The organism is Streptomyces sp. CB01373 (genome assembly GCF_002803075.1).
Lineage (GTDB): Bacteria > Actinomycetota > Actinomycetes > Streptomycetales > Streptomycetaceae > Streptomyces.
In genome coordinates this window covers 129,048-147,025 of the sequence record NZ_NNBK01000001.1, presented here as the reverse complement: position 1 = coordinate 147,025, position 17,978 = coordinate 129,048, and the positions used below count along the sequence as shown (strand labels likewise).

Sequence of the window (17,978 nt, the reverse complement as noted above, 5' to 3'; positions counted from 1 at the left end):
CGGGCCCCCGCCACATGATCCATCGTACTTTTCGAGACACAGAACGGCGGCGACGAGAATGCGGCTGCGCGCACTGCTGGACACCGATGCGCTGGGCCTGAAGCTGCTCGGCGGGGAGGAGGAGCTGGACCGTACCGTCCGGGGTGTCATGACCACCGACCTGCGCGATCCCAGCCGCTACCTCTCCGGCGGTGAGCTGGTGCTGTCGGGGCTCGCCTGGCGCCGGGACGCCGCCGACTCCGAGCCGTTCGTACGGATCCTGGTACGGGCCGGGGTGGCCGCCCTGGCGGCGGGCGAGGCGGAGCTGGGGCCGGTGCCCGAGGACCTCGTGGCGGCCTGCGCCCGGCACGGGCTGCCGCTGTTCGCGGTGAACGAGTCGGTGGCGTTCGCGACGATCACCGAGCACGTCGTGCGGCAGGTGTCCGGCGAGCGCGCCGGTGACCTCGCGGCCGTGGTGGAGCGGCACCGCAGGATGATGACGGCCGGCCCGGCGGGCGGCGGCCCGGACGTGGTGCTCGACCTGCTGGGCTCCGACCTGGACCTGCGGGCCTGGCTGCTCTCCCCCACCGGCCGGCTCATCGCCGGGCCCAGGGTGCCCGGTCCGGCGCTGGCCCCCGACGTGTGCGCCCGGCTCGCCGCCGAGCACCTGTCGGCCGCCCGCACCGGCCGGCGCGGCCCGCACCGGGTGACGCTGGGCCCGACGACGTACTCCCTGTTCCCCATCCGCGGCGGTGGCCGCTCACCGCAGGCCGCTCCGGACGTGCGCGAGACGGTGCTGTCGGACTGGCTGCTGGCCGTGGAGGCGGACGCGGGCGAGTGGCCCGACGAGCGGCTGGACCTGCTCCAGGGTGTCACCCAGCTCATCGCGGTCGAACGGGACCGCCGCGACGCGGCCCGCACGGTGCGCAGGCGCCTGGCCCAGGAGGTGCTGGAGCTGGTGCAGACCGGCGCGCCGCCCGCGGAGGTCGCCGCGCGGCTGAGGGTGGCCGCGCCGGTGCTGCTGCCCGGTATCGGGGCGGCGCCGCACTGGCAGGTGATCGTGGCGAGCGTCGAGTGGGACGACGGGCGGGGCGAGGGCGGGCGGATCGCCCAGGCGCTCCTTGAGGAGATCCTCGTCGACGCTCCCCCCGGCTCTTCGGGCAGGGGGACGCACGGGAGCGGTGCCGAGCCCTCCGCCCGGACAGCCGTCGCCCACACGGACGACGAGGCGATCGCGCTCGTACCGCTCCCTGCCGTCTCTACCGAGCACGACGGCTCCGAGACCGGGATCCTCGCCGACGCGCTGCTGGAGGCCGTACGCGACCCGCTGTCGGCCGGACTGGACGGCGACGGGCGGCTCACCCTGGGCGTCAGCGCGACCGTGCACTCGGCCGAGGGGCTGCGCGGGGCACTGGAGGAGGCCCGGCACGCCCGGCGGGTCGCGGCGGCGCGCCCGGGGCGCGTCTGCGCGGCCGGGCACCAGGAGCTGGCCTCCCACGTACTGCTGCTGCCCTTCGTCCCGGACGACGTGCGCCGCGCCTTCACCGCGCGGCTGCTGGACCCGCTGCGGGAGTACGACCGCCGGCACCGCGCCGAGCTGATCCCCACCCTGGAGGCCTTCCTCGACTGCGACGGCTCCTGGACCCGCTGCGCCACCCGTCTCCACCTGCACGTCAACACGCTGCGCTACCGGGTCGGGCGTATCGAGCAGTTGACGGGCCGTGACCTGTCCCGCCTGGAGGACAAGCTGGACTTCTTCCTGGCGCTGCGCATGAGTTGAGGCCGCGGCGGACGAGGGGGGCGCGCCACCTTCGCCCCCTCCGTCCCACGACTTTGTGAAATTTTTCACCCATCCTCTTGGCCGGGCCACGGATTTCGTGCTGAGATGCCGCCACCACTCAAGGCTCGATGGCGTGCTCGGGGAGGGCAACGTGGCGCATACCGCCATGTCTGGTAACGGAACGACCCCTGGTGACGATCCACTCCAGACCGCGGTATGGCGGCTGCGCTCACGCGCGTGCTGGGCCGACGCGGCGGCGCTGCTCCAGTCGGCCACCGCGGCCGCCGCGCTCCAGAGAACGGCGCTGCTGGTCGAACGCTGCCTGTACACCGAGGCGGGCTGGGAGGAAGCCGAGGACGCGCTGCGCACCGCGGAGGCGCTGGCCGACACCGACGAGGAGCGGGGCGCGGCCGCTTGTGAACGCGGGTACCTTGCCTACGCGGCCACGCTGCACGGCGTACGGGACCGGGCGGACGAGGCGCGGTCGGCGCTCGGCCGGGCCGCGGCGCTGGTGCCGCCCGGGGTGCCGGGGCGGGCCCTGCTGGACTTCCGGCGAGGTCTGATCGCGGAGAACCTCACCCGGTCCCCTCAGGCCGCGCACGCCGCCTTCCGGCGCGCGCACGCGGGCGCGATCGCGCACGGCGATCCGCTGCTGCTCTCCTTCACCTGGCGCCATCTGGCCGGACTGGCGCTGCGGGACGGCGAGTTGGCCGAGGCCCGGAACGGCTTCGCCGAGTCGCTCCGCCTCAGCGAGGAACTGGGCTACCTCGTCGGCACCGCGCCGGCCCTGGTCTCCCTGTCCGACACGGAAACCGAACCGGAGGCGTCCCGCCTGCGTGAGGAGGCCCGCCGCCTGTTCCGCCTCCTCGGCGGCGTACCGACCTGGCTGGCCCACCAACTGGCACCGGCCCCACCGGCACCGGGGGCGGCGACGGTCTGAGCGGGAAGCGGGCCGCGCACGGCCCGCACCCTTCGGTCCGCGCGTCCGCTGGTCCGCTAGTCCGCTCCTGCGAAGTGCTCGGTGGCCAGGCTGCGGACCACTTCCACGTCGCGGGCGACGAGGGCGTCGAGGAGGGCGGTGTGTTCGGCCGCGTCGGCGAGCAGGTCGGCGCGGGCCGGGCGGACGGCGCCGCCGACGAGCGGCCACTGCGCGCGGCGGTGCAGGTCCTCGGCGATCTGGACGAGCTGCTCGTTCCCGGAGAGGGACAGCACCGCGCGGTGGAAGGCGCGGTCGGCCTCGGCGTAGGTCGCCCGGCAGCCGGAGGACGCGGCCCGCACGGTGGCCTCGGCGAGCGGCCGCAGCTCGGCCCAGCGCTCGACGGGCACGCGGCGGGCCAGCCGCAGCATCACCGGCACCTCCAGCAGGGCCCGCACCTCGGCCAGTTCGGCGAGCTCGCGGCCGCCTCGCTCGACCACCCGGAAGCCGCGGTTGGGCACGACCTCGACGGCGCCCTCCAGCGTGAGTTGCTGCATCGCCTCGCGCACGGGGGTCGCGGACACCCCGAACCGCTCGCCGAGCGCGGGCGCCGAGTAGACCTCGCCGGGTTTCAGCTCCCCCGCCACCAGGGCGGTGCGCAGGGCCTGCAGGATCTGACCGCGCACGGAGGAGCGCCGCACCAGGGGCCGGGGGCTCGGCACGGGCGGTTCGCCGTGCGTGTGCTCGCCGCGGACGCCCTCCGCCGGGCGGTCCGCGGCGGCCGTGGCCTCCTGCTTTCGCCACGGATCAGCGGCTCCCCGCTCGCGCCGCAGGTCCCCGGTCTGCGGCTGGCACGGCACACGCGGCACGGCGCCCCCGCCGGCCCCGGGGGTCCGGATGCCGGTGGAGTCCTGCGCGCCCTGCTTCACGGTTCTCCTCCGGGCTTGGGGTGCTTGAGGTGCTTGTGGTCATTACGGCGGGTTGTCGACCAGCCGTCAAGCACCTTAGGCACTGTAGGCCAAGGCTTCACATTTCGATTGAGTGAAGTAAGGTAAGCCTTACTTACAGTCGATGTGAAAACGGTGGATCCGGCATGCCTGTGCCCCCTTCGGCCGTGGCGGACGCCTACGCCCGCCTCACCGAGGTCTTCCCCGGCCTCACGGTGACGGAGCCCGGCCCCGGCGAGCCCGTCCCGGACGGCGGCGGCTGGACCCTGGCCGCCTCCCTCGCGGCGGGCGGGACAGGCCTGGACGCCTTCCTGGCCTGGGACGACGCCCAGGTGCTGCGCGACTACGGCACACCCGCGCGCCCGGACGTCGTGGCGAGCTTCGGACTGCACCGCTACGCCTGGCCCGCCTGCCTGCTGTTCACCGTGCCGTGGTTCCTGCACCGCCGGGTGCCCCGCATCCCCGTGACCCACGTCTCCTACGACCGGACCGCCGGCCGCATGGCCGTACGTCCCACCGCCTTCGCCTGCCTGCCGGGCGACCCGGCGGCCGCACTGCCCGGCGCGCGCGTCGTGCCCGACGAGGAGGCGCTGCGGGCCGAACTGCGCGCGGCCGTCGCCGAGCACCTGGAGCCCGTGCTGACCGGGTTCGGCCCCCGTATGCGCCGGCGCGGGCGCGCCCTGTGGGGCATGGCGACCGACGAGATCGTCGAGGGTCTCTGGTACGTCGCCCATCTGCTCGGCGAGCAGCGGCGGGCGATGCGCGAACTGGAACTGCTGCTGCCGGGAGCGACCCGGCCGTACGTCGGCTCCGCCGCCTTCCGGGAGCTGACCGGGCCGGGCGGCGAGTCGCTGCCCACCCGCGACCGGGCGAGCTGCTGCATGTTCTACACCGTGCGCCCCGAGGACCTCTGTGTCACCTGCCCGCGCACCCGCGACGCGGACCGGATCGCCAAACTGACGGCCGCCGCCGCGGGTTGAACCCCCGTCACACCGGGACGAACCGGCCCCTGCGGTCCGAAGGACCCACCGCGATCGCGTAGGATCACCTGCGACTGGGACACCCACAAGGTCACAGGTGATTCACAAAATCCTCACCTGCCGCGGGAACTATCCGCGGAACCATCCGTATGGGTAGTCTTATTCGAACTCAACTCCCGCCCCTCAAGCGGCAGTTCGAGCAGAACGCCGCCCCGGGCATCCCCTTGCACCTCCTTGGCGGCCTCTTGCCCCGAAAACCCCTGAGGGCCGATGGGATTGGGTCACTATAGCGGGCGTTACGCCCTATCCCAATGCAAGGGACCCCAGATGAGACTGACCGACATATCGCTGAACTGGCTGCTTCCGGGCGCCGTGCTGCTCCTGGGCGTGCTGACGGCGGTTGCGGTGCTCGTGCGCGGCAAGCGCTCCTCCGGGGAGAACGCGAGCGCGGACGACTCGTGGGAGCGCAGCGAGGAGCGCCGCAGGCGCAAGGAGGCCGTCTACGGCACGGCCTCCTACGTACTGCTGTTCTGCTGCGCGGCGGTGGCCGCCGCGCTCTCCTTCCACGGCCTGGTCGGCTTCGGCGAGCAGAACCTCGGCCTGAGCGACGGCTGGCAGTACCTCGTGCCGTTCGGCCTGGACGGCGCGGCGATGTTCTGTTCCGTGCTCGCGGTGCGCGAGGCCAGCCACGGTGACGCGGCGCTCGGCTCCCGGATACTCGTGTGGATGTTCGCCGCCGCCGCGGCCTGGTTCAACTGGGTGCACGCGCCCAGGGGCCTCGACCACGCGGGGGCGCCGCACTTCTTCGCGGGCATGTCTCTCTCGGCCGCGGTCCTGTTCGACCGCGCGCTGAAGCAGACCCGCCGGGCCGCCCTGCGCGAGCAGGGTCTGGTGCCGCGCCCGCTGCCGCAGATCCGCATAGTGCGCTGGCTGCGGGCGCCGCGTGAGACCTACAAGGCCTGGTCGCTGATGCTCCTGGAGGGCGTGCGCAGCCTGGACGAGGCGGTCGAAGAGGTGCGTGAGGACGAGCGCCAGAAGACGGAGAACCGGCGACTGCGGCGCGACCAGGAGCGCATGGAGCGGGCGCAGCTGAAGGCGCTCAGCCGGGGTCACCGCGGCTTCGTCGGGCGCGGCGGCCGGCAGACGGAGCAGCAGGCCCTGGAGCGCGGCTCCAGCCAGGTCACCACGGAGCCTGCCATAGCGGCGGCGGAGCTTCCGGCGCTCACGCGTCCGTCCCTGCAGCCCGTCCGCAAGGGTTCCGAGAGCGGCGCCTTCGACCTCACCGCGGAGGACGACACAATGGCTTTGCCGCGTCTCGACTCCCTGGAGCGCAAGCTCAAGGACCTGGAGCAGCAGTTCGGCTAGGAGCCGGTCGATCCGACCGGTGACGGGTGGGGCGCGGCCGTGCGGGCCGCGCCCCACCCGTTTCACGCGGCCTGGGCGCCCAGTTCGAACCAGACGGACTTTCCGACGCCGTGCATGCACACGCCCCAGGTGTCCGCGAGGGACTGCACCAGGACCAGGCCACGCCCGCCGGTGCTCTCGCCCGTCCCCTGGGCCCGGGGCCGGGGCCGTCGGGCGACGAAGTCCCGTACCTCCACGCGCAGTCCGTGCGTGGACACGGTGGCCGTCAGGACCGCGTCGGCGTCGGTGTGGACGAGCGCGTTGGTGACCAGCTCGCTGGTGAGCAGTTCCGCGACGTCCGACGTGCCCGGCCCGCCCCAGTGGCGCAGCAGTGCGCGCAGCGCCCGTCGCGCCTCGGGCACCGCCTTGAGATCGGCCCGTCCCAGCCTGCACCTGAGCTGGGGCGGCGCGGGCCGACCGGGTAAGCCGCCCGCCGCTCTTTCCGTCTGTTCCTCCGCCGTCCGAGCCGAGGAGGCCCCGACCATGGCGGGACCGCCCCCTCGCGCCTGCGTCTCCATGTCCCCCGTCCGCGTGCCGATGTCGGTTCCCCTCCGGTTCGAACACGTTCACGGAGATCCATGCCCCATGGAGCACACGTCAGTCATGCCGAATGCTCGATGCCCGGGCGTTCGGACAACCCCAGTGGAACTTGGCCGAAGTACGACGCTTTCGTACGGCGCCTCGGGTCAGTGCGGTGGCCGGCGCGACGCGGCAGCTCACTATGGCCGGGGCATGTTGCGCAGATTGGAGCGGGCCATCTGCACCATGCGGCCGACGCCTCCGTCCAGAACCATCTTCGAGGCCGACAGTGCGAACCCGGTCACCATCTCGGCCCTGATCTTCGGCGGGATCGACAGCGCGTTGGGGTCGGTGACGACGTCCACGAGGGCGGGGCCCTTGTGGCTGAATGCCTCCTTCAGGGCGCCCGCGAGATGCTTCGGCTTCTCCACCCGGACGCCGTGGGCACCGCAGGCGCGGGCGACGGCGGCGAAGTCGGGGTTTTTCATGGCCGTCCCGTAGGAGGGCAGGCCCGCCACCATCATCTCCAACTCCACCATGCCCAAGGAGGAGTTGTTGAACAGGACGACCTTCACGGGCAGGTCGTACTGCACCAGGGTCAGGAAGTCGCCCATCAGCATGGCGAATCCGCCGTCCCCGGACATGGACACGACCTGGCGGCGGCGGTCGGTGAACTGCGCGCCGATCGCCATCGGCAGCGCGTTGGCCATCGAGCCGTGCGAGAAGGAACCGATGACGCGGCGGCGCCCGTTGGGCGAGATGTAGCGGGCGCCCCAGACATTGCACATGCCGGTGTCGATGGTGAACACGGCGTCGTCGTCGGCCACTTCGTCCAGGACGGCGGCCACGTACTCGGGGTGGATCGGGACGTGCTTGTCCACCTTCCTCGTGTACGCCTTGACGACCCCCTCCAGCGCGTCCGCGTGCTTCTTCAGCATCCGGTCCAGAAAACGCCGGTCGGCCTTGACCCGCACCCTCGGCACGAGGCAGCGCAGGGTCTCCTTCACATCGCCCCACACCGCGAGGTCGAGGCGGGAACGGCGGCCGAGGTTCTCCGGCCGGACGTCGACCTGGGCGATCTTCACATCGGTGGGCAGGAAGGCGTTGTACGGGAAGTCCGTGCCGAGCAGGATCAGCAGGTCGCACTCGTGGGTGGCCTCGTAGGCGGCGCCGTAGCCGAGCAGTCCGCTCATGCCGACGTCGTACGGGTTGTCGTACTGGATGAACTCCTTGCCGCGCAGCGCGTGCCCGACCGGGGACTTGATGCGCTCGGCGAACTCCATCACCTCGGCGTGAGCGCCCGCCGTGCCGCTGCCGCAGAAGAGGGTGATCCGGTCGGCCTCGTCGATCATCTCGACGAGCCGGTCGATCTCGGCGTCGCCGGGCCGGACGGTGGGCCGGGAGGTGACGATGGCGGTCTCGGCGGCCCGTTCGGGCGCGGGCTCGGCGGCGATGTCGCCGGGCAGGGCCACCACGCTGACGCCGCGGCGTCCCACCGCGTTCTGGATGGCCGTCTGGAGCAGCCGGGGCATCTGCTTGGGGTTGGAGATCAGTTCGCTGTAGTGGCTGCAATCGGCGAACAGCCGGTCGGGGTGGGTCTCCTGGAAGTAGCCGAGGCCGATCTCGCCGGAGGGGATGTGCGAGGCGAGGGCGAGGACCGGGGCCATGGAGCGGTGGGCGTCGTACAGGCCGTTGATCAGGTGCAGGTTGCCGGGCCCGCAGGAGCCGGCGCAGGCCGTCAGATGTCCCGTGATCTGGGCCTCGGCGCCGGCCGCGAAGGCGGCGGTCTCCTCGTGGCGGACGTGGATCCAGTCGATGGCGGCGTTGCGGCGGACCGCGTCGACGACCGGGTTCAGGCTGTCCCCGACCACGCCGTACAGGCGTTTGACTCCGGCGCGGACGAGGATGTCGACGAACTGCTCTGCGACGCTCTGCTTGGCCATGGCTCTCGGGCACCCCTTCGGTCTGCCGCGGATCCTCCGCCTCCATGAAGGCACAGCCCAGGCGCTCACGCCTCCCACACGGCGGCGGCCGTACGGTCGTCCGCGTATCCCTTGACCCGCGCCTGGGCGTCCGCCAGGAACGCGGCGAGGCCCGGCGGGGCGGGGTCGGACCACCGTCGGGCGAGGTGGGCGCACAGCTCGGGCTCGCCGCGGAGCGGGTCGGCCAGACCGGCGGTGCACATCAGCAGCGTGTCACCCGGTTGGGCCACGGAGGCGCGGAAGCGGAAGGGTTCGCGGGGCGGTTCGGGGGCCGGGTCGTACGGGTTCGGCGGGGTGGTGATGCCGAGGTCGATGGTGAGCCGGTCGCCGTCCGGGGTCTCGGACGGCGGCGAGCCGAAGCCGACCACGGGGTGACCGGGCGTCTCGGCGACGCCGGGTTCGATGTCCTGCCACTCGCCCTCGCGCAGCCGGAACAGGCCGCCGGGACCGACGCCGAAGAACACCCGCACGCGGCATTCGGGGTCGGCGGGCAGGAGCAGGCAGCGCAGGCCGGCCGAGTACTGCCCCGGATCGACGCCCTGTTCGGCGGCGTCCGCGCGGAGTCTGCCGAGGCTGCGGTCTGTGAGGCGGTGCAGGCCGGACTTCAGGTCGCCGCGCCGGGCGGCGCGGATGTCCTCGGTCAGCCGTGCGTGGCTGCGGCCCACGGACTCGGCGATCCACCGGCACACCTCGGCGGCCGCGCGGTGCGCCCCCGGGGTGGCGCGGGCGCCGGTGGCCATCGCGACCAGCACGAGTGCCTGGTCCCCCGCGCCGAAGCGCGCGGTGAGCATCGCGTCGCGCCGCGACTCGCCCCGAAACCTGGCGGAGTCGCCCCGCACCGACACGGCCCGCAACGTGCAGCTCCCGTACGCGGCTCCGTCCAGCACGGTGTCCGGCACCACGTCGTCCAGTCCCTCCGGATCGGCCATCGGCAACGCGGTGGGCTCGGCCGCGTAGGTGGGCGGCCGGGCTCCGACATGACGGACGGTGAGGTCGGCGCCCCGGGCACCCGGTGCGGCGTCCACCGCCCCACGGGCCTCACGCCCGGAGCCGCCCACGGCCCCGACGGCCGGAGGTTCCGGCGGCGAGGGAAGCGTGGCGGGCGGCGGGGGCACGGCGGAGGACGGAGAAGCGGACGGAAACGACCGGGCGGACGGAGGTGAGGGCGGAGGTGAGGCAGGGGGCGAGGCAGGGGGCGAGGACGAACGAGCGGGCGGGACGGAGGGCGCGTACGGAGGCGGAGACGCAGGCGAGGGCACGGACGCCCGCGGAGGCGAGGACGGTGGCGGAGAAGCGGGCTCGGACGGAGAAGCAAGCGCGGACGGAGGCGGAGAAGCGGGCGAGGGCACGGACCCGCGCGCAGGCGAGGACGGAGGCGGAGCAGCCGGCGCGGACGGAGAAGCGGGCGTGGGCGGAGGCGGAGAAGCGGGCGAGGGCACGGACCCGCGCGGAGGCGAGGACGGAGGCGGAGCAGCCGGCGCGGACGGAGAAGCGGGCGTGGGCGGAGGCGACGACGGAGGGAGCGAAGACGGCCACGGAGGCGCGGACGGAGGAGGGGACGAGGACGGAGGCCGCCTCGCGGCGGGGCCGGCCGGGTCGGCGGCGTTCCTGGGCGAGGAGCCGCCCGCACCAAAGCCGGTGACGCCCCAGGACGTCGACTCGGCGGAGTCCGGCGACTGGCTCTCGTCCACCCCCTCGGCGGAAGCGGGCGGTCGAGCCGCCCACTCCGGCGCCACGCGCCCGTCGTCCCCGGCCACCCCCGAATCCGCCCCGTCGCCCGGCGCCCGTCCGGCCGTCACAGTCCCGGACCCCCAGGCAGCCCCCGGAGCCGGGCCGTCGGCCGGGGCGGAGGGCCGGCCCGTTCCCGGGGGCGGGGCCTCCGGGACGGTGTCGGGGGTGTCGCGCCACCAGTCCCGTTCCGGGGCCGGGGCGTTGTCCGGCGTGGGTGGTGGTGTGCCCCGGGAGGGGGCGCCCAGTGTTCCGGTCGCTGAGGCGAAGCGGTCGTCCAGGGTGTCGGCCTCGGACGCGGGGCCGGTGTCCCCGGCGGAGTCGTTGTACAACTGGCCCCACCAGTCGTCCTCTTGACCGGTGGGACTTCCCCCCTGCTGGCTCATGCCGCCAATTGTCCACCGCACGGGCCCTGTGGGAACGGGGCATCGGGAAATCCGGACGAAGTCGCCGGGCGGTTCCACCCCCCACGGATGAACCGCCCGGCGGCATCATGGCCCGGTCGGCCGAAACCCCGCCGTCCGGAGCACCCCCGACGCGGCCCGCCGTGTCCGGACCGGGCACCGCGGGCAGGGCCGCCAAACAGCCCAGCCACCGCACCTGGCGCGTATCCGCGCAGGCCACGCCGGTGGCCGGACACCGGGCACCCGTCGGTGCTTCGGTGGCGCCACCTTGTCAGAGTGACCGGTGGTACAGCGATGATGTGCCGCGGCGGGTTTGCGCCGTGGCTGTTTCCCGCCACCGCCGACGCGCCGCGGAACGTGATGCCGGGATCCGAAAGGGGAGGGACAGCAGCTGATGCTGGCAGCGATAGGCCTGGACGAGACACACGAGGCGGCGTACCGGGCCCTGGTGTCCGTGGGCGCCGCCGAGGTCCCCGATCTCGCGCGCCGGCTGACGCTCGGCGAGCGGGACACCGAGCACGCCCTGCGCCGCCTGGAACGGCACGGACTCGCGGCCCAGTCCCCGGCCCGGCCAGGCCGCTGGGTGGCCGCGCCGCCCGGGGTGGCACTGGGCGCACTGCTCACCCAGCACCGCCACGAGCTGGAGAAGGCGGAACTGGCCGCCGCGCTGCTCGCCGAGGAGTTCCGCGCCGCGGCCTCCGAGCCCGCCGTGCACGACCTGGTCGAGGTGGTCACCGGCGCCCCCGCGGTCGCGCAGCGCTTCCTCCAGCTCCAGCTCGGGGCGAGCGAGGAGGTGTGCGCGCTGGTCACGGGCAACCCGATCGCCGTCTCCTCGCTGGAGAACCACGCCGAGGAGCAGGCGGTCGCCCGCGGGGTCCGCTACCGGGTGGTCCTTGAACGCGCCGTGCTGGACCGGCCGAACGGCGTCGCGGAGCTGACCGCCGCGCTCAGCCGCGACGAACAGGTGCGGGTCGTCGAGACCGTGCCGACCAAACTGGTCATCGCCGACGGCACGCTCGCCATGGTGCCCCTCACCGCGCACACCCCGGAGCCCACCGCGCTGGTCGTGCACGCCAGCGGCCTGCTGGAGCTGCTGTACGGGCTGTTCGAGTCGGTGTGGCGGCAGGCGCTGCCGCTGCGGCTCGGGGAGTCGGGTGTGACCGAGGAGGGACCGGACGGCCCCGACGCCATCGACCTGGAGGTTCTGTCGCTGCTGCTGGCCGGGCTGACCGACGCGAGCGTCGCCAAGCAGCTCGACCTGGGCCTGCGGACCGTGCAGCGCCGGGTGAAGCGGCTGATGGAGCTGACCGGGGTGAGCACCCGGCTCCAACTGGGCTGGCACGCCTACGAACGGGGCTGGGTGGCCCGCGAGCGCCACGGCTGACGCGATTGCAGCACGCCCTCCAGGGTGAGCAGCCACACCTTCCGTTCCAGGCCGCCCGCGTACCCGGTCAGGGAACCGTCCGCGCCGATCACGCGGTGGCAGGGGCGCAGCAGCAGAAGCGGGTTGGCGCCGATGGCTCCGCCGACGGCCCGAACAGCGGCGCGGGGAGCGCCGATCCGCGCGGCGATCTCGCCGTACGTGGCCGTCGAGCCATACGGAACGTCGTCGAGGGCGGCCCACACCCGCTCCCGGAACGCGGTGCCGGAGGTGCGCAACGGCAGCCGGAACTCCTTGAGTTCACCGGCGAAGTAGGCCTCCAGCTGTTCCTCCGCCTCGCGGAAGGGCCCGGCGTCCTGCCGCCAGGCGGACTGGACCTCGCGACCGCCCTTCTGGCCGGGCACGGACAGCGAGGTCAGCGCGCCGGAGGCGTCGGCGGTCAGCAGCAGCGGGCACAGCGGGCTGTCGAGGGTGGTCCAGTACGTCGTACCGGTAAGGGCGGTGTGCGTGGTCATGGGGTCGTCTCCAGCTCTCCGGCGGCACACAGGTGCCGCAGGGCGTACGAGCGCCAGGGGCGCCAGCTTTCGGGGGTGTCCGCGCCGGGCGGGGCCACGTCGGGGTCGCCGAGGGCGCGGGTGCGGATGGCGGCGGCCGTGGCCGGATCCAGGCCGGGCAGGTCGAGCAGCGCCCGGTGCGTGTCGTCGCGGTCGGCGCCGGGGTCGAGCCGTACCGTGCCGCCGGCGAGGGCGGCGGCCAGGGCGCCCAGGGGGCCGTCCGGCTCGGCCCCGGCGAGGACGTCCGGCTCGGGGAAGAGGTGGGTCAGCGTGCCGCTGGGCGCGTCCAGGGCCTTGCCGTGGCGCTGTACCAGCTCCGCGGCGGCCGTCGGACCCACCAGCGCGCGGATCGCCGTCTCCGGCGGGTCCGCCGAGCCCGGCGAGCGCAGTCCTGGCCGGGCGGCGACCAGCGGGGCCAGCCGCGGGTCCACGCCGAGCCGCTCGTCGACGGCGTACGGGTCGGCGTCCAGGTCGAAGAGCCGGCGCAGCCGCTGCACGGCCGTGGTCAGATCGCGCGGGTCGGTCAGGTGGAGCCGGGCCTCCAGCCAGCCGCCGGGATGGGCGCCGGACCCGGCCCGCGGCGCGCCGGAGCGCTCGTCCACGGCGACGGTTCCGGTGCCGTTCGGCAGGCGCAGGGTGCGCCGGTAGGTCCGCCGGCCGGGCGTGCCGCCGATCTCCTCGATGCCGGGCACGGCCTCGCGTTCCAGCAGGTCGAAGACGGGCCCGGACTGGTAGGGGCCCCGGTGGGCGAGCCGCAGCGGGATGCCCGCGGTGGGTGCCGCGGGGCGGCGGCCACGGGCGCTGCGGGCGGTGTCGCGCAGCTCGCTGGGGGTCGCCGCGTAGACGGACCGCATCGTGTCGTTGAACTGCCGCACGCTGGCGAACCCGGCCGCGAACGCGATCCGGGTGACCGGCAGGTCCGTGGTCTGGAGCAGGACGCGCGCGCTGTGTGCCCGCTGGGTACGGGCGAGCGCGACGGGTCCGGCGCCCAGCTCGGCGGTGAGCTGCCGGCGCACCTGCCGCTCGCTGTAGCCGAGCCGCGCGGCGAGTCCGGCGACGCCCTCCCGGTCGATCACGCCGTCGCCGATCAGCCGCATGGCCCGCCCGACGGCGTCGGCCCGGACGTTCCAGTCGGCGGAGCCGGGCACCGCGTCCGGCCGGCAGCGCCGGCAGGCGCGGAAGCCCTCGCCCTGCGCGGCGGCTGCCGTGGCGTAGAACCGCACGTGGTGCCGTTTGGGGGTGACGGCCGGGCAGCTGGGACGGCAGTAGATGCCGGTCGTCTCGACGGCGAAGAAGAACTCCCCGTCGAACCGGCCGTCCCGGCTGCGTACGGCCTCGTACCTGCTGTCCTCGTCCATCACGCCGTCCAGTGTCCGCCTCCGCGCGGGGGTGCCGCTGGCGGAAATCGGACACCGCGCCCGGCGCCACGCCGGTGCGGGATTGGTCCATGCGGGTGTCCGTGTACGCGTCCTGTCGGAGCCTACGGGCGCCGCGGCGGCCGCACTGGTACCTCTGTGGGCCAACTGATCTTTGGGAGAACGCAGATGAGAACTTTGCCCGCGGTGGCTGTCGGAGCCGCCGTACTCGTGCTGGCCGCGGTGACGCCTTCGGCTCAAGCCCAGGACACAGCGGTCACGTTCACCGTGCAGGGTGGGGCCCTGGCCGTGAGCACACCGGCGTCCGCGGCGTTGTCGAACACCACCTTCGGTGGGACGGCGACCGGCCAGCTCGGCGCGGTAACGGTCAACGACCTGCGCGGTGTTGTGCCCGCTCCGTGGACGGCGACGGTGACGTCCACGGCCTTCACCACCGGCGCCGGCGGTGCCAACCAGTCCATCCCCGACAGCGACGTCGAGTACTGGTCGGGGCCCGCCACCAGCACCAACGGCAGTGGGACCTTCACTCCGGGCCAGCCCACCGCCGCCGCGGCCGTCGCACTCTCCTCCGCGCAGACGGCGTTCGCGCACACCGCGGGCGGCGGCGCCAACAGCGCCTCCTGGGACCCGACGGTGATCGTGAACGTCCCCAGCACCGTCGCCTCCGGCGCGTACACCGGCACGATCACACACTCGGTGGCCTGACAGCACCATGAAGCGAGTTCTGGCAATCCTGGCGGCGGCCGGGCTGTTCATCCTGCCCGCCGCCGCCACGGCACACCCGGCGCCGGACGTCCCCCGGATCACCCTGGGCATCAAGCTGCTCGAAGCCCCCGTCGAGCGCAGGGACGACCCGCGTGCCTCCAGTTACATCATCGACCACCTGGCGCCCGGCAGTACGATCCGCCGAAGACTCGAGGTCGTCAACGACAGTTCCGAACCGCTCAGGTTGGGCATGTACGCCGGGAAGGCGGGCATCCACAAGGGCCGGTTCGTCTACCCCCCGGACGGCAGGCGCAACGAACTCGCCCACTGGATCTCCCTGGAGCCCGCCCGCCTCGAACTGCACCCGCACAGCACGGCACGGGTGCGGGCCACCATCCGCGTGCCCCGCAGGGCCTCGGAAGGCGAACGCTACGGCGTGATCTGGGCCCAGCACCGCTCGGCCCCGCACGGGGACGCCAACATCGCCATGGTCCAGCGGGTCGGCGTCCGCGTCTATCTCGACATCGGTCCCGGCGGCGAACCGGCCTCCGACTTCCGGATCACCGGCCTCGTCCCCGCTCGCGACCACGGCGGCCTGCCCCGGCTGCGGGCCCGGGTGCGCAACACCGGGGCGCGGGCCGTGGACCTCAGCGGCAGGCTGATGCTGAGGAACGGCCCGGACGGTCTGGCGGCAGGGCCCTTCGCCGGCAGTCAGGGACCCACGCTCGCACCCGGCGACACCGGCGAGATCACCTTCGCTCTCGGCAGCCGCATTCCCAACGGGCCCTGGACGGCGGACGTCACCCTGCGCAGTGGACTCGTCGAGCACACCGCCACCGGGCGCCTCTCCTTCCCCGACGCCGGAGACGGGCGGCCGGTACAGGCGATGATCGCCTCCGTCGGTTCCCACCGCCGCCTCTGGGCGACAGGTGGCGCCGCCCTCGCGGCCCTCGGTCTGGCCGTACTCGCCGTACGCAGACGCGGCCGGAACACCTCGTCCTGACCACACACCACGGCACTGATGGACATTTGTGCACACTCGCATCCTGCTCACCACCGCCCTGCTCACTGCGGTCATCCAGCCTTCCCCGTCGCCCTCGGCCTCCGCGCCGATCACGCCCGTGGAAGGCTCCGGCACGCCGAACGCGGCAGAGACGGGGCAGGGAACCTCCGCCATGACCCACGCGCGGAGGTCCCCGGACGCGGTCCCGTCCTCGCGGGACGCGGAGCCGCCCCCCACCCGTGCTCTGGCGGCCGCGGACCTCACGATCAGCGTGCCGGCCACCGCCAATCTGGGCGCGGCCTCGGCCGGCAGCACGCACAGCGCCCAACTGGGCACCGTCACCGTCACCGGCCAGCAGGAGCCGGAGTGGACGGTCACCGTGACCGCCACGGCGCTGACCACCACGGGCGGCACGATCCCCACCGGCGACATCGCGTACTGGTCCGGACCCGCCACCGCCGAATCGTCCCCCGGAACGTGCAGTCCAGGACAGAGCGGTGCCGGCAGCCAGGTCACGCTGAACGCGGCGCGCACGGCGTTCTCCTACTCGGGGTCGAACGGCAACGAGAGCTGCAGCTGGAACCCGACCGTGGTCATCACCGTGCCCGCCAACGCCCCCGTCGGCCTCTACGTCGGCACCGTCACCCACTCCGTCGCCTGATCGGCCGCACCGTGCGGCACCGCGGTCCGGCGCGCTGACACGCGCCGGTCGGTGCCGGAGCCTCTGCCGCCCGGGCCGCCGACTCCCGCTCAAGATCATCGGCGATGCCGTGGGGGGGCACTCGTCACACCGGCGCACGCAGTTGCACACTGGGGAGGTCATGGGCGCGAGGAATCAGCGTGTCGTCGGCCTGCGGCAGCCGTGGCAGTCGAGCCACGTGTTGCTGCTGATACCGGTTGCGCTCATCGTGGTCATCACGGTCTCGGACATCGTGACCCCGGCCGACATCGTCCTCGGCCCCATGCTGGTGATCGCGCCCGCACTCACCGCGTGGTTCGCAGGCCCCTGGATGACCAGTGGCATCGGGGCCCTGACGGTCATGGTCCAGGGGTTCGTAGGCTGGCGTGACGGCCGGCTGCTGTCCCGGAACGTGCTGGTCGAGATGGCCGCTCTGGCGGTGCTGTCGACGGTGGTGGTCTCCTTCTGCGTGGCGCGTGACCGGCACAGGCGTCAGCTGGCCCGGGTGAGAACGGTGGCCGAGGCCGCCCAGCACGTCCTGCTGTGGCCGCTTCCCACCCGGCTGGGTCCGCTGCAGCTCGCCTGCCTCTATCTGGCCGCCGAGGAGGAGGCCGAGATCGGCGGGGACCTCTATGCCGCCGCCCGCACCGACGGCGCGGCCCGCGTGATGATCGGTGACGTGCGCGGCAAGGGCCTGCCCGCCGTCGGTGAGGCCGCCCTCCTGCTCGGCGCCTTCCGGGAGGCCGCTCACCAGCACGCCTCCCTGCCCCAGCTCGCCGCCGCCCTGGAGCGCAGCATCGCCCGCTACCTCGCCGACTTCGAGCACGACGGCGAGACGGGGGAACGCTTCGTCACCGCTTTCCTGCTGGAGATCCCCGACGACGAGCCCGTCATCCGGATCACCAGCTGCGGCCACCCGGCACCCCTACTGTTCGGACCGGACAACGGCGTGACCGTGCCCAGCCTCAGCCCCGCGCCGCCACTCGGTGTCGGCCTGACGGACCCCGACGACCACGACCTGGACGTCCTGCCCTTCGGCCCGGGCGACACCCTGCTCCTGTACACCGACGGTGTCATCGAGGCCCGCGACCGGCACGGCGCGTTCTACCCCTTCGCGGAACGCGTCGCCCAGTGGACCGACCACAACCCCGAAGCACTGCTGCACAAGATCCAGCGCGACCTGATCGACTACACCGGCGGCGGCCTCGCCGACGACGTCGCCCTCATCGCCATCCGCCGCACCCTCATCCCCCGTCCAGGCCACGACCTGGGACACGCCGTCCATCCCCGGCGTGTCCCCCCGCCCCTCCGCGTCATCGACCCGAGTCGCCCTCCGGCGGGCAGCTGACAACGCGGACGCGATGCCTTCCAGCACCTGGCGGTGATCCCGCCACCGCCCCCGGGCACGCCCCGCGGGCGGCGGCAACGATCGGACGTTCGGAAAGACTCTGCCTAGTGCTGTGGCCGGAAAGGTTTGCCGGAAAGCTCGCGGCGTCCGGTGCTGGGGGCACCTCCCACGCCCTTCGGGCAGTGGGGGAGCATCGCAAGGCGGAGCATCGCCCGTGTACTGGATGTACTCGGGTGATGCGACAACGCGGCGAGGTGCCGTGCCGGGCGTCGCGAGCCGGTGAACCTTTCCGG

General features: G+C 73.6%; 15 protein-coding genes. 9 read left to right on the top strand and 6 right to left on the bottom strand.

Annotated features, from left to right (window positions below; translation table 11 throughout):
• Positions 1-58 precede the first annotated feature (58 nt).
• Positions 59-1,759 carry a PucR family transcriptional regulator gene (locus CG719_RS00700; RefSeq protein ID WP_100566463.1) on the top strand — a complete coding sequence of 567 codons (1,701 nt, stop codon included), beginning with the start codon at positions 59-61 and terminating at the stop codon, positions 1,757-1,759.
• A gap of 166 nt (positions 1,760-1,925) precedes the next feature.
• Positions 1,926-2,699 (top strand): hypothetical protein, encoded by a 774-nt coding sequence (locus tag CG719_RS00695; RefSeq protein ID WP_100566462.1) that lies wholly within the window; start codon positions 1,926-1,928, stop codon positions 2,697-2,699.
• 56 nt (positions 2,700-2,755) lie between these two features.
• On the opposite strand, the gene CG719_RS00690 is transcribed toward CG719_RS00695, so the two are convergent.
• A complete protein-coding gene (locus CG719_RS00690) occupies positions 2,756-3,604 on the bottom strand; it encodes a GntR family transcriptional regulator (protein WP_234375361.1) in 849 nt (282 codons plus the stop codon).
• A 164-nt stretch (positions 3,605-3,768) separates the two neighbouring features.
• On the opposite strand from CG719_RS00690, the gene CG719_RS00685 reads away from it, so the two are divergent.
• Positions 3,769-4,602 (top strand): (2Fe-2S)-binding protein, encoded by an 834-nt coding sequence (locus CG719_RS00685; protein WP_100566461.1) that lies wholly within the window; start codon positions 3,769-3,771, stop codon positions 4,600-4,602.
• A gap of 327 nt (positions 4,603-4,929) precedes the next feature.
• Positions 4,930-5,967 (top strand): DUF2637 domain-containing protein, encoded by a 1,038-nt coding sequence (locus tag CG719_RS00680; protein ID WP_100566460.1) that lies wholly within the window; start codon positions 4,930-4,932, stop codon positions 5,965-5,967.
• A 62-nt stretch (positions 5,968-6,029) separates the two neighbouring features.
• On the opposite strand, the gene CG719_RS00675 is transcribed toward CG719_RS00680, so the two are convergent.
• The 3 genes from CG719_RS00675 to CG719_RS00665 form a co-directional block, all read right to left on the bottom strand.
• The gene (locus CG719_RS00675) at positions 6,030-6,524 is read right to left on the bottom strand and encodes an ATP-binding protein (RefSeq protein WP_100566459.1); all 495 of its coding nucleotides are present in this window, start codon (positions 6,522-6,524) and stop codon (positions 6,030-6,032) included.
• A 201-nt stretch (positions 6,525-6,725) separates the two neighbouring features.
• Positions 6,726-8,468, bottom strand: a complete 1,743-nt coding sequence (locus CG719_RS00670; protein WP_100566458.1) for a pyruvate dehydrogenase — start codon at positions 8,466-8,468, stop codon at positions 6,726-6,728.
• Between the two features lie 65 nt (positions 8,469-8,533).
• Positions 8,534-10,621: a protein phosphatase 2C domain-containing protein gene (locus CG719_RS00665; RefSeq protein WP_100566457.1), complete on the bottom strand. Its 2,088-nt coding sequence runs from the start codon at positions 10,619-10,621 to the stop codon at positions 8,534-8,536.
• A 412-nt stretch (positions 10,622-11,033) separates the two neighbouring features.
• Here CG719_RS00665 and CG719_RS00660 point away from each other — a divergent pair, with 412 nt between their 5' ends.
• A complete protein-coding gene (locus CG719_RS00660) occupies positions 11,034-12,023 on the top strand; it encodes a helix-turn-helix transcriptional regulator (RefSeq protein WP_100566456.1) in 990 nt (329 codons plus the stop codon).
• On the opposite strand, the gene CG719_RS00655 is transcribed toward CG719_RS00660, so the two are convergent.
• A complete protein-coding gene (locus tag CG719_RS00655) occupies positions 11,984-12,535 on the bottom strand; it encodes a methylated-DNA--[protein]-cysteine S-methyltransferase (protein WP_100566455.1) in 552 nt (183 codons plus the stop codon). The two genes, CG719_RS00660 and CG719_RS00655, sit on opposite strands and share 40 nt — an antisense overlap.
• Positions 12,532-13,932 (bottom strand): AlkA N-terminal domain-containing protein, encoded by a 1,401-nt coding sequence (locus tag CG719_RS00650; protein ID WP_199836470.1) that lies wholly within the window; start codon positions 13,930-13,932, stop codon positions 12,532-12,534. Before CG719_RS00650 ends, CG719_RS00655 begins: the two co-directional genes overlap by 4 nt.
• Before the next feature lie 204 nt (positions 13,933-14,136).
• Here CG719_RS00650 and CG719_RS00645 point away from each other — a divergent pair, with 204 nt between their 5' ends.
• The 4 genes from CG719_RS00645 to CG719_RS00630 all read left to right on the top strand — a co-directional run bounded on the left by CG719_RS00645 (position 14,137) and on the right by CG719_RS00630 (position 17,685).
• On the top strand, positions 14,137-14,655 hold the full coding sequence (locus tag CG719_RS00645; protein WP_199836453.1) for a hypothetical protein: 519 nt from the start codon (positions 14,137-14,139) through the stop codon (positions 14,653-14,655).
• 7 nt (positions 14,656-14,662) lie between these two features.
• Positions 14,663-15,658 carry a COG1470 family protein gene (locus CG719_RS00640; RefSeq protein WP_100566452.1) on the top strand — a complete coding sequence of 332 codons (996 nt, stop codon included), beginning with the start codon at positions 14,663-14,665 and terminating at the stop codon, positions 15,656-15,658.
• Between the two features lie 28 nt (positions 15,659-15,686).
• A complete protein-coding gene (locus tag CG719_RS00635; RefSeq protein WP_100566451.1) occupies positions 15,687-16,319 on the top strand; it encodes a hypothetical protein in 633 nt (210 codons plus the stop codon).
• Positions 16,320-16,479: 160 nt separating this feature from the next.
• Entirely contained in the window at positions 16,480-17,685 is a 1,206-nt protein-coding gene (locus CG719_RS00630; protein ID WP_100566450.1) for a PP2C family protein-serine/threonine phosphatase, read from the top strand.
• The last annotated feature ends 293 nt before the right edge of the window (positions 17,686-17,978 follow it).

Excerpts from the sequence above, each read along its gene's own strand:
- CG719_RS00700 (WP_100566463.1), top strand. The coding sequence starts at position 59 with ATGCGGCTGCGCGCACTGCTGGACACCGATGCGCTGGGCCTGAAGCTG.
- CG719_RS00695 (WP_100566462.1), top strand. The coding sequence starts at position 1,926 with ATGTCTGGTAACGGAACGACCCCTGGTGACGATCCACTCCAGACCGCG.
- CG719_RS00685 (WP_100566461.1), top strand. The coding sequence starts at position 3,769 with ATGCCTGTGCCCCCTTCGGCCGTGGCGGACGCCTACGCCCGCCTCACC.
- CG719_RS00680 (WP_100566460.1), top strand. The coding sequence starts at position 4,930 with ATGAGACTGACCGACATATCGCTGAACTGGCTGCTTCCGGGCGCCGTG.
- CG719_RS00675 (WP_100566459.1), bottom strand. The coding sequence starts at position 6,524 with ATGGAGACGCAGGCGCGAGGGGGCGGTCCCGCCATGGTCGGGGCCTCC.
- CG719_RS00670 (WP_100566458.1), bottom strand. The coding sequence starts at position 8,468 with ATGGCCAAGCAGAGCGTCGCAGAGCAGTTCGTCGACATCCTCGTCCGC.
- CG719_RS00665 (WP_100566457.1), bottom strand. The coding sequence starts at position 10,621 with ATGAGCCAGCAGGGGGGAAGTCCCACCGGTCAAGAGGACGACTGGTGG.
- CG719_RS00660 (WP_100566456.1), top strand. The coding sequence starts at position 11,034 with ATGCTGGCAGCGATAGGCCTGGACGAGACACACGAGGCGGCGTACCGG.
- CG719_RS00655 (WP_100566455.1), bottom strand. The coding sequence starts at position 12,535 with ATGACCACGCACACCGCCCTTACCGGTACGACGTACTGGACCACCCTC.
- CG719_RS00650 (WP_199836470.1), bottom strand. The coding sequence starts at position 13,932 with ATGGACGAGGACAGCAGGTACGAGGCCGTACGCAGCCGGGACGGCCGG.
- CG719_RS00640 (WP_100566452.1), top strand. The coding sequence starts at position 14,663 with ATGAAGCGAGTTCTGGCAATCCTGGCGGCGGCCGGGCTGTTCATCCTG.
- CG719_RS00630 (WP_100566450.1), top strand. The coding sequence starts at position 16,480 with ATGGGCGCGAGGAATCAGCGTGTCGTCGGCCTGCGGCAGCCGTGGCAG.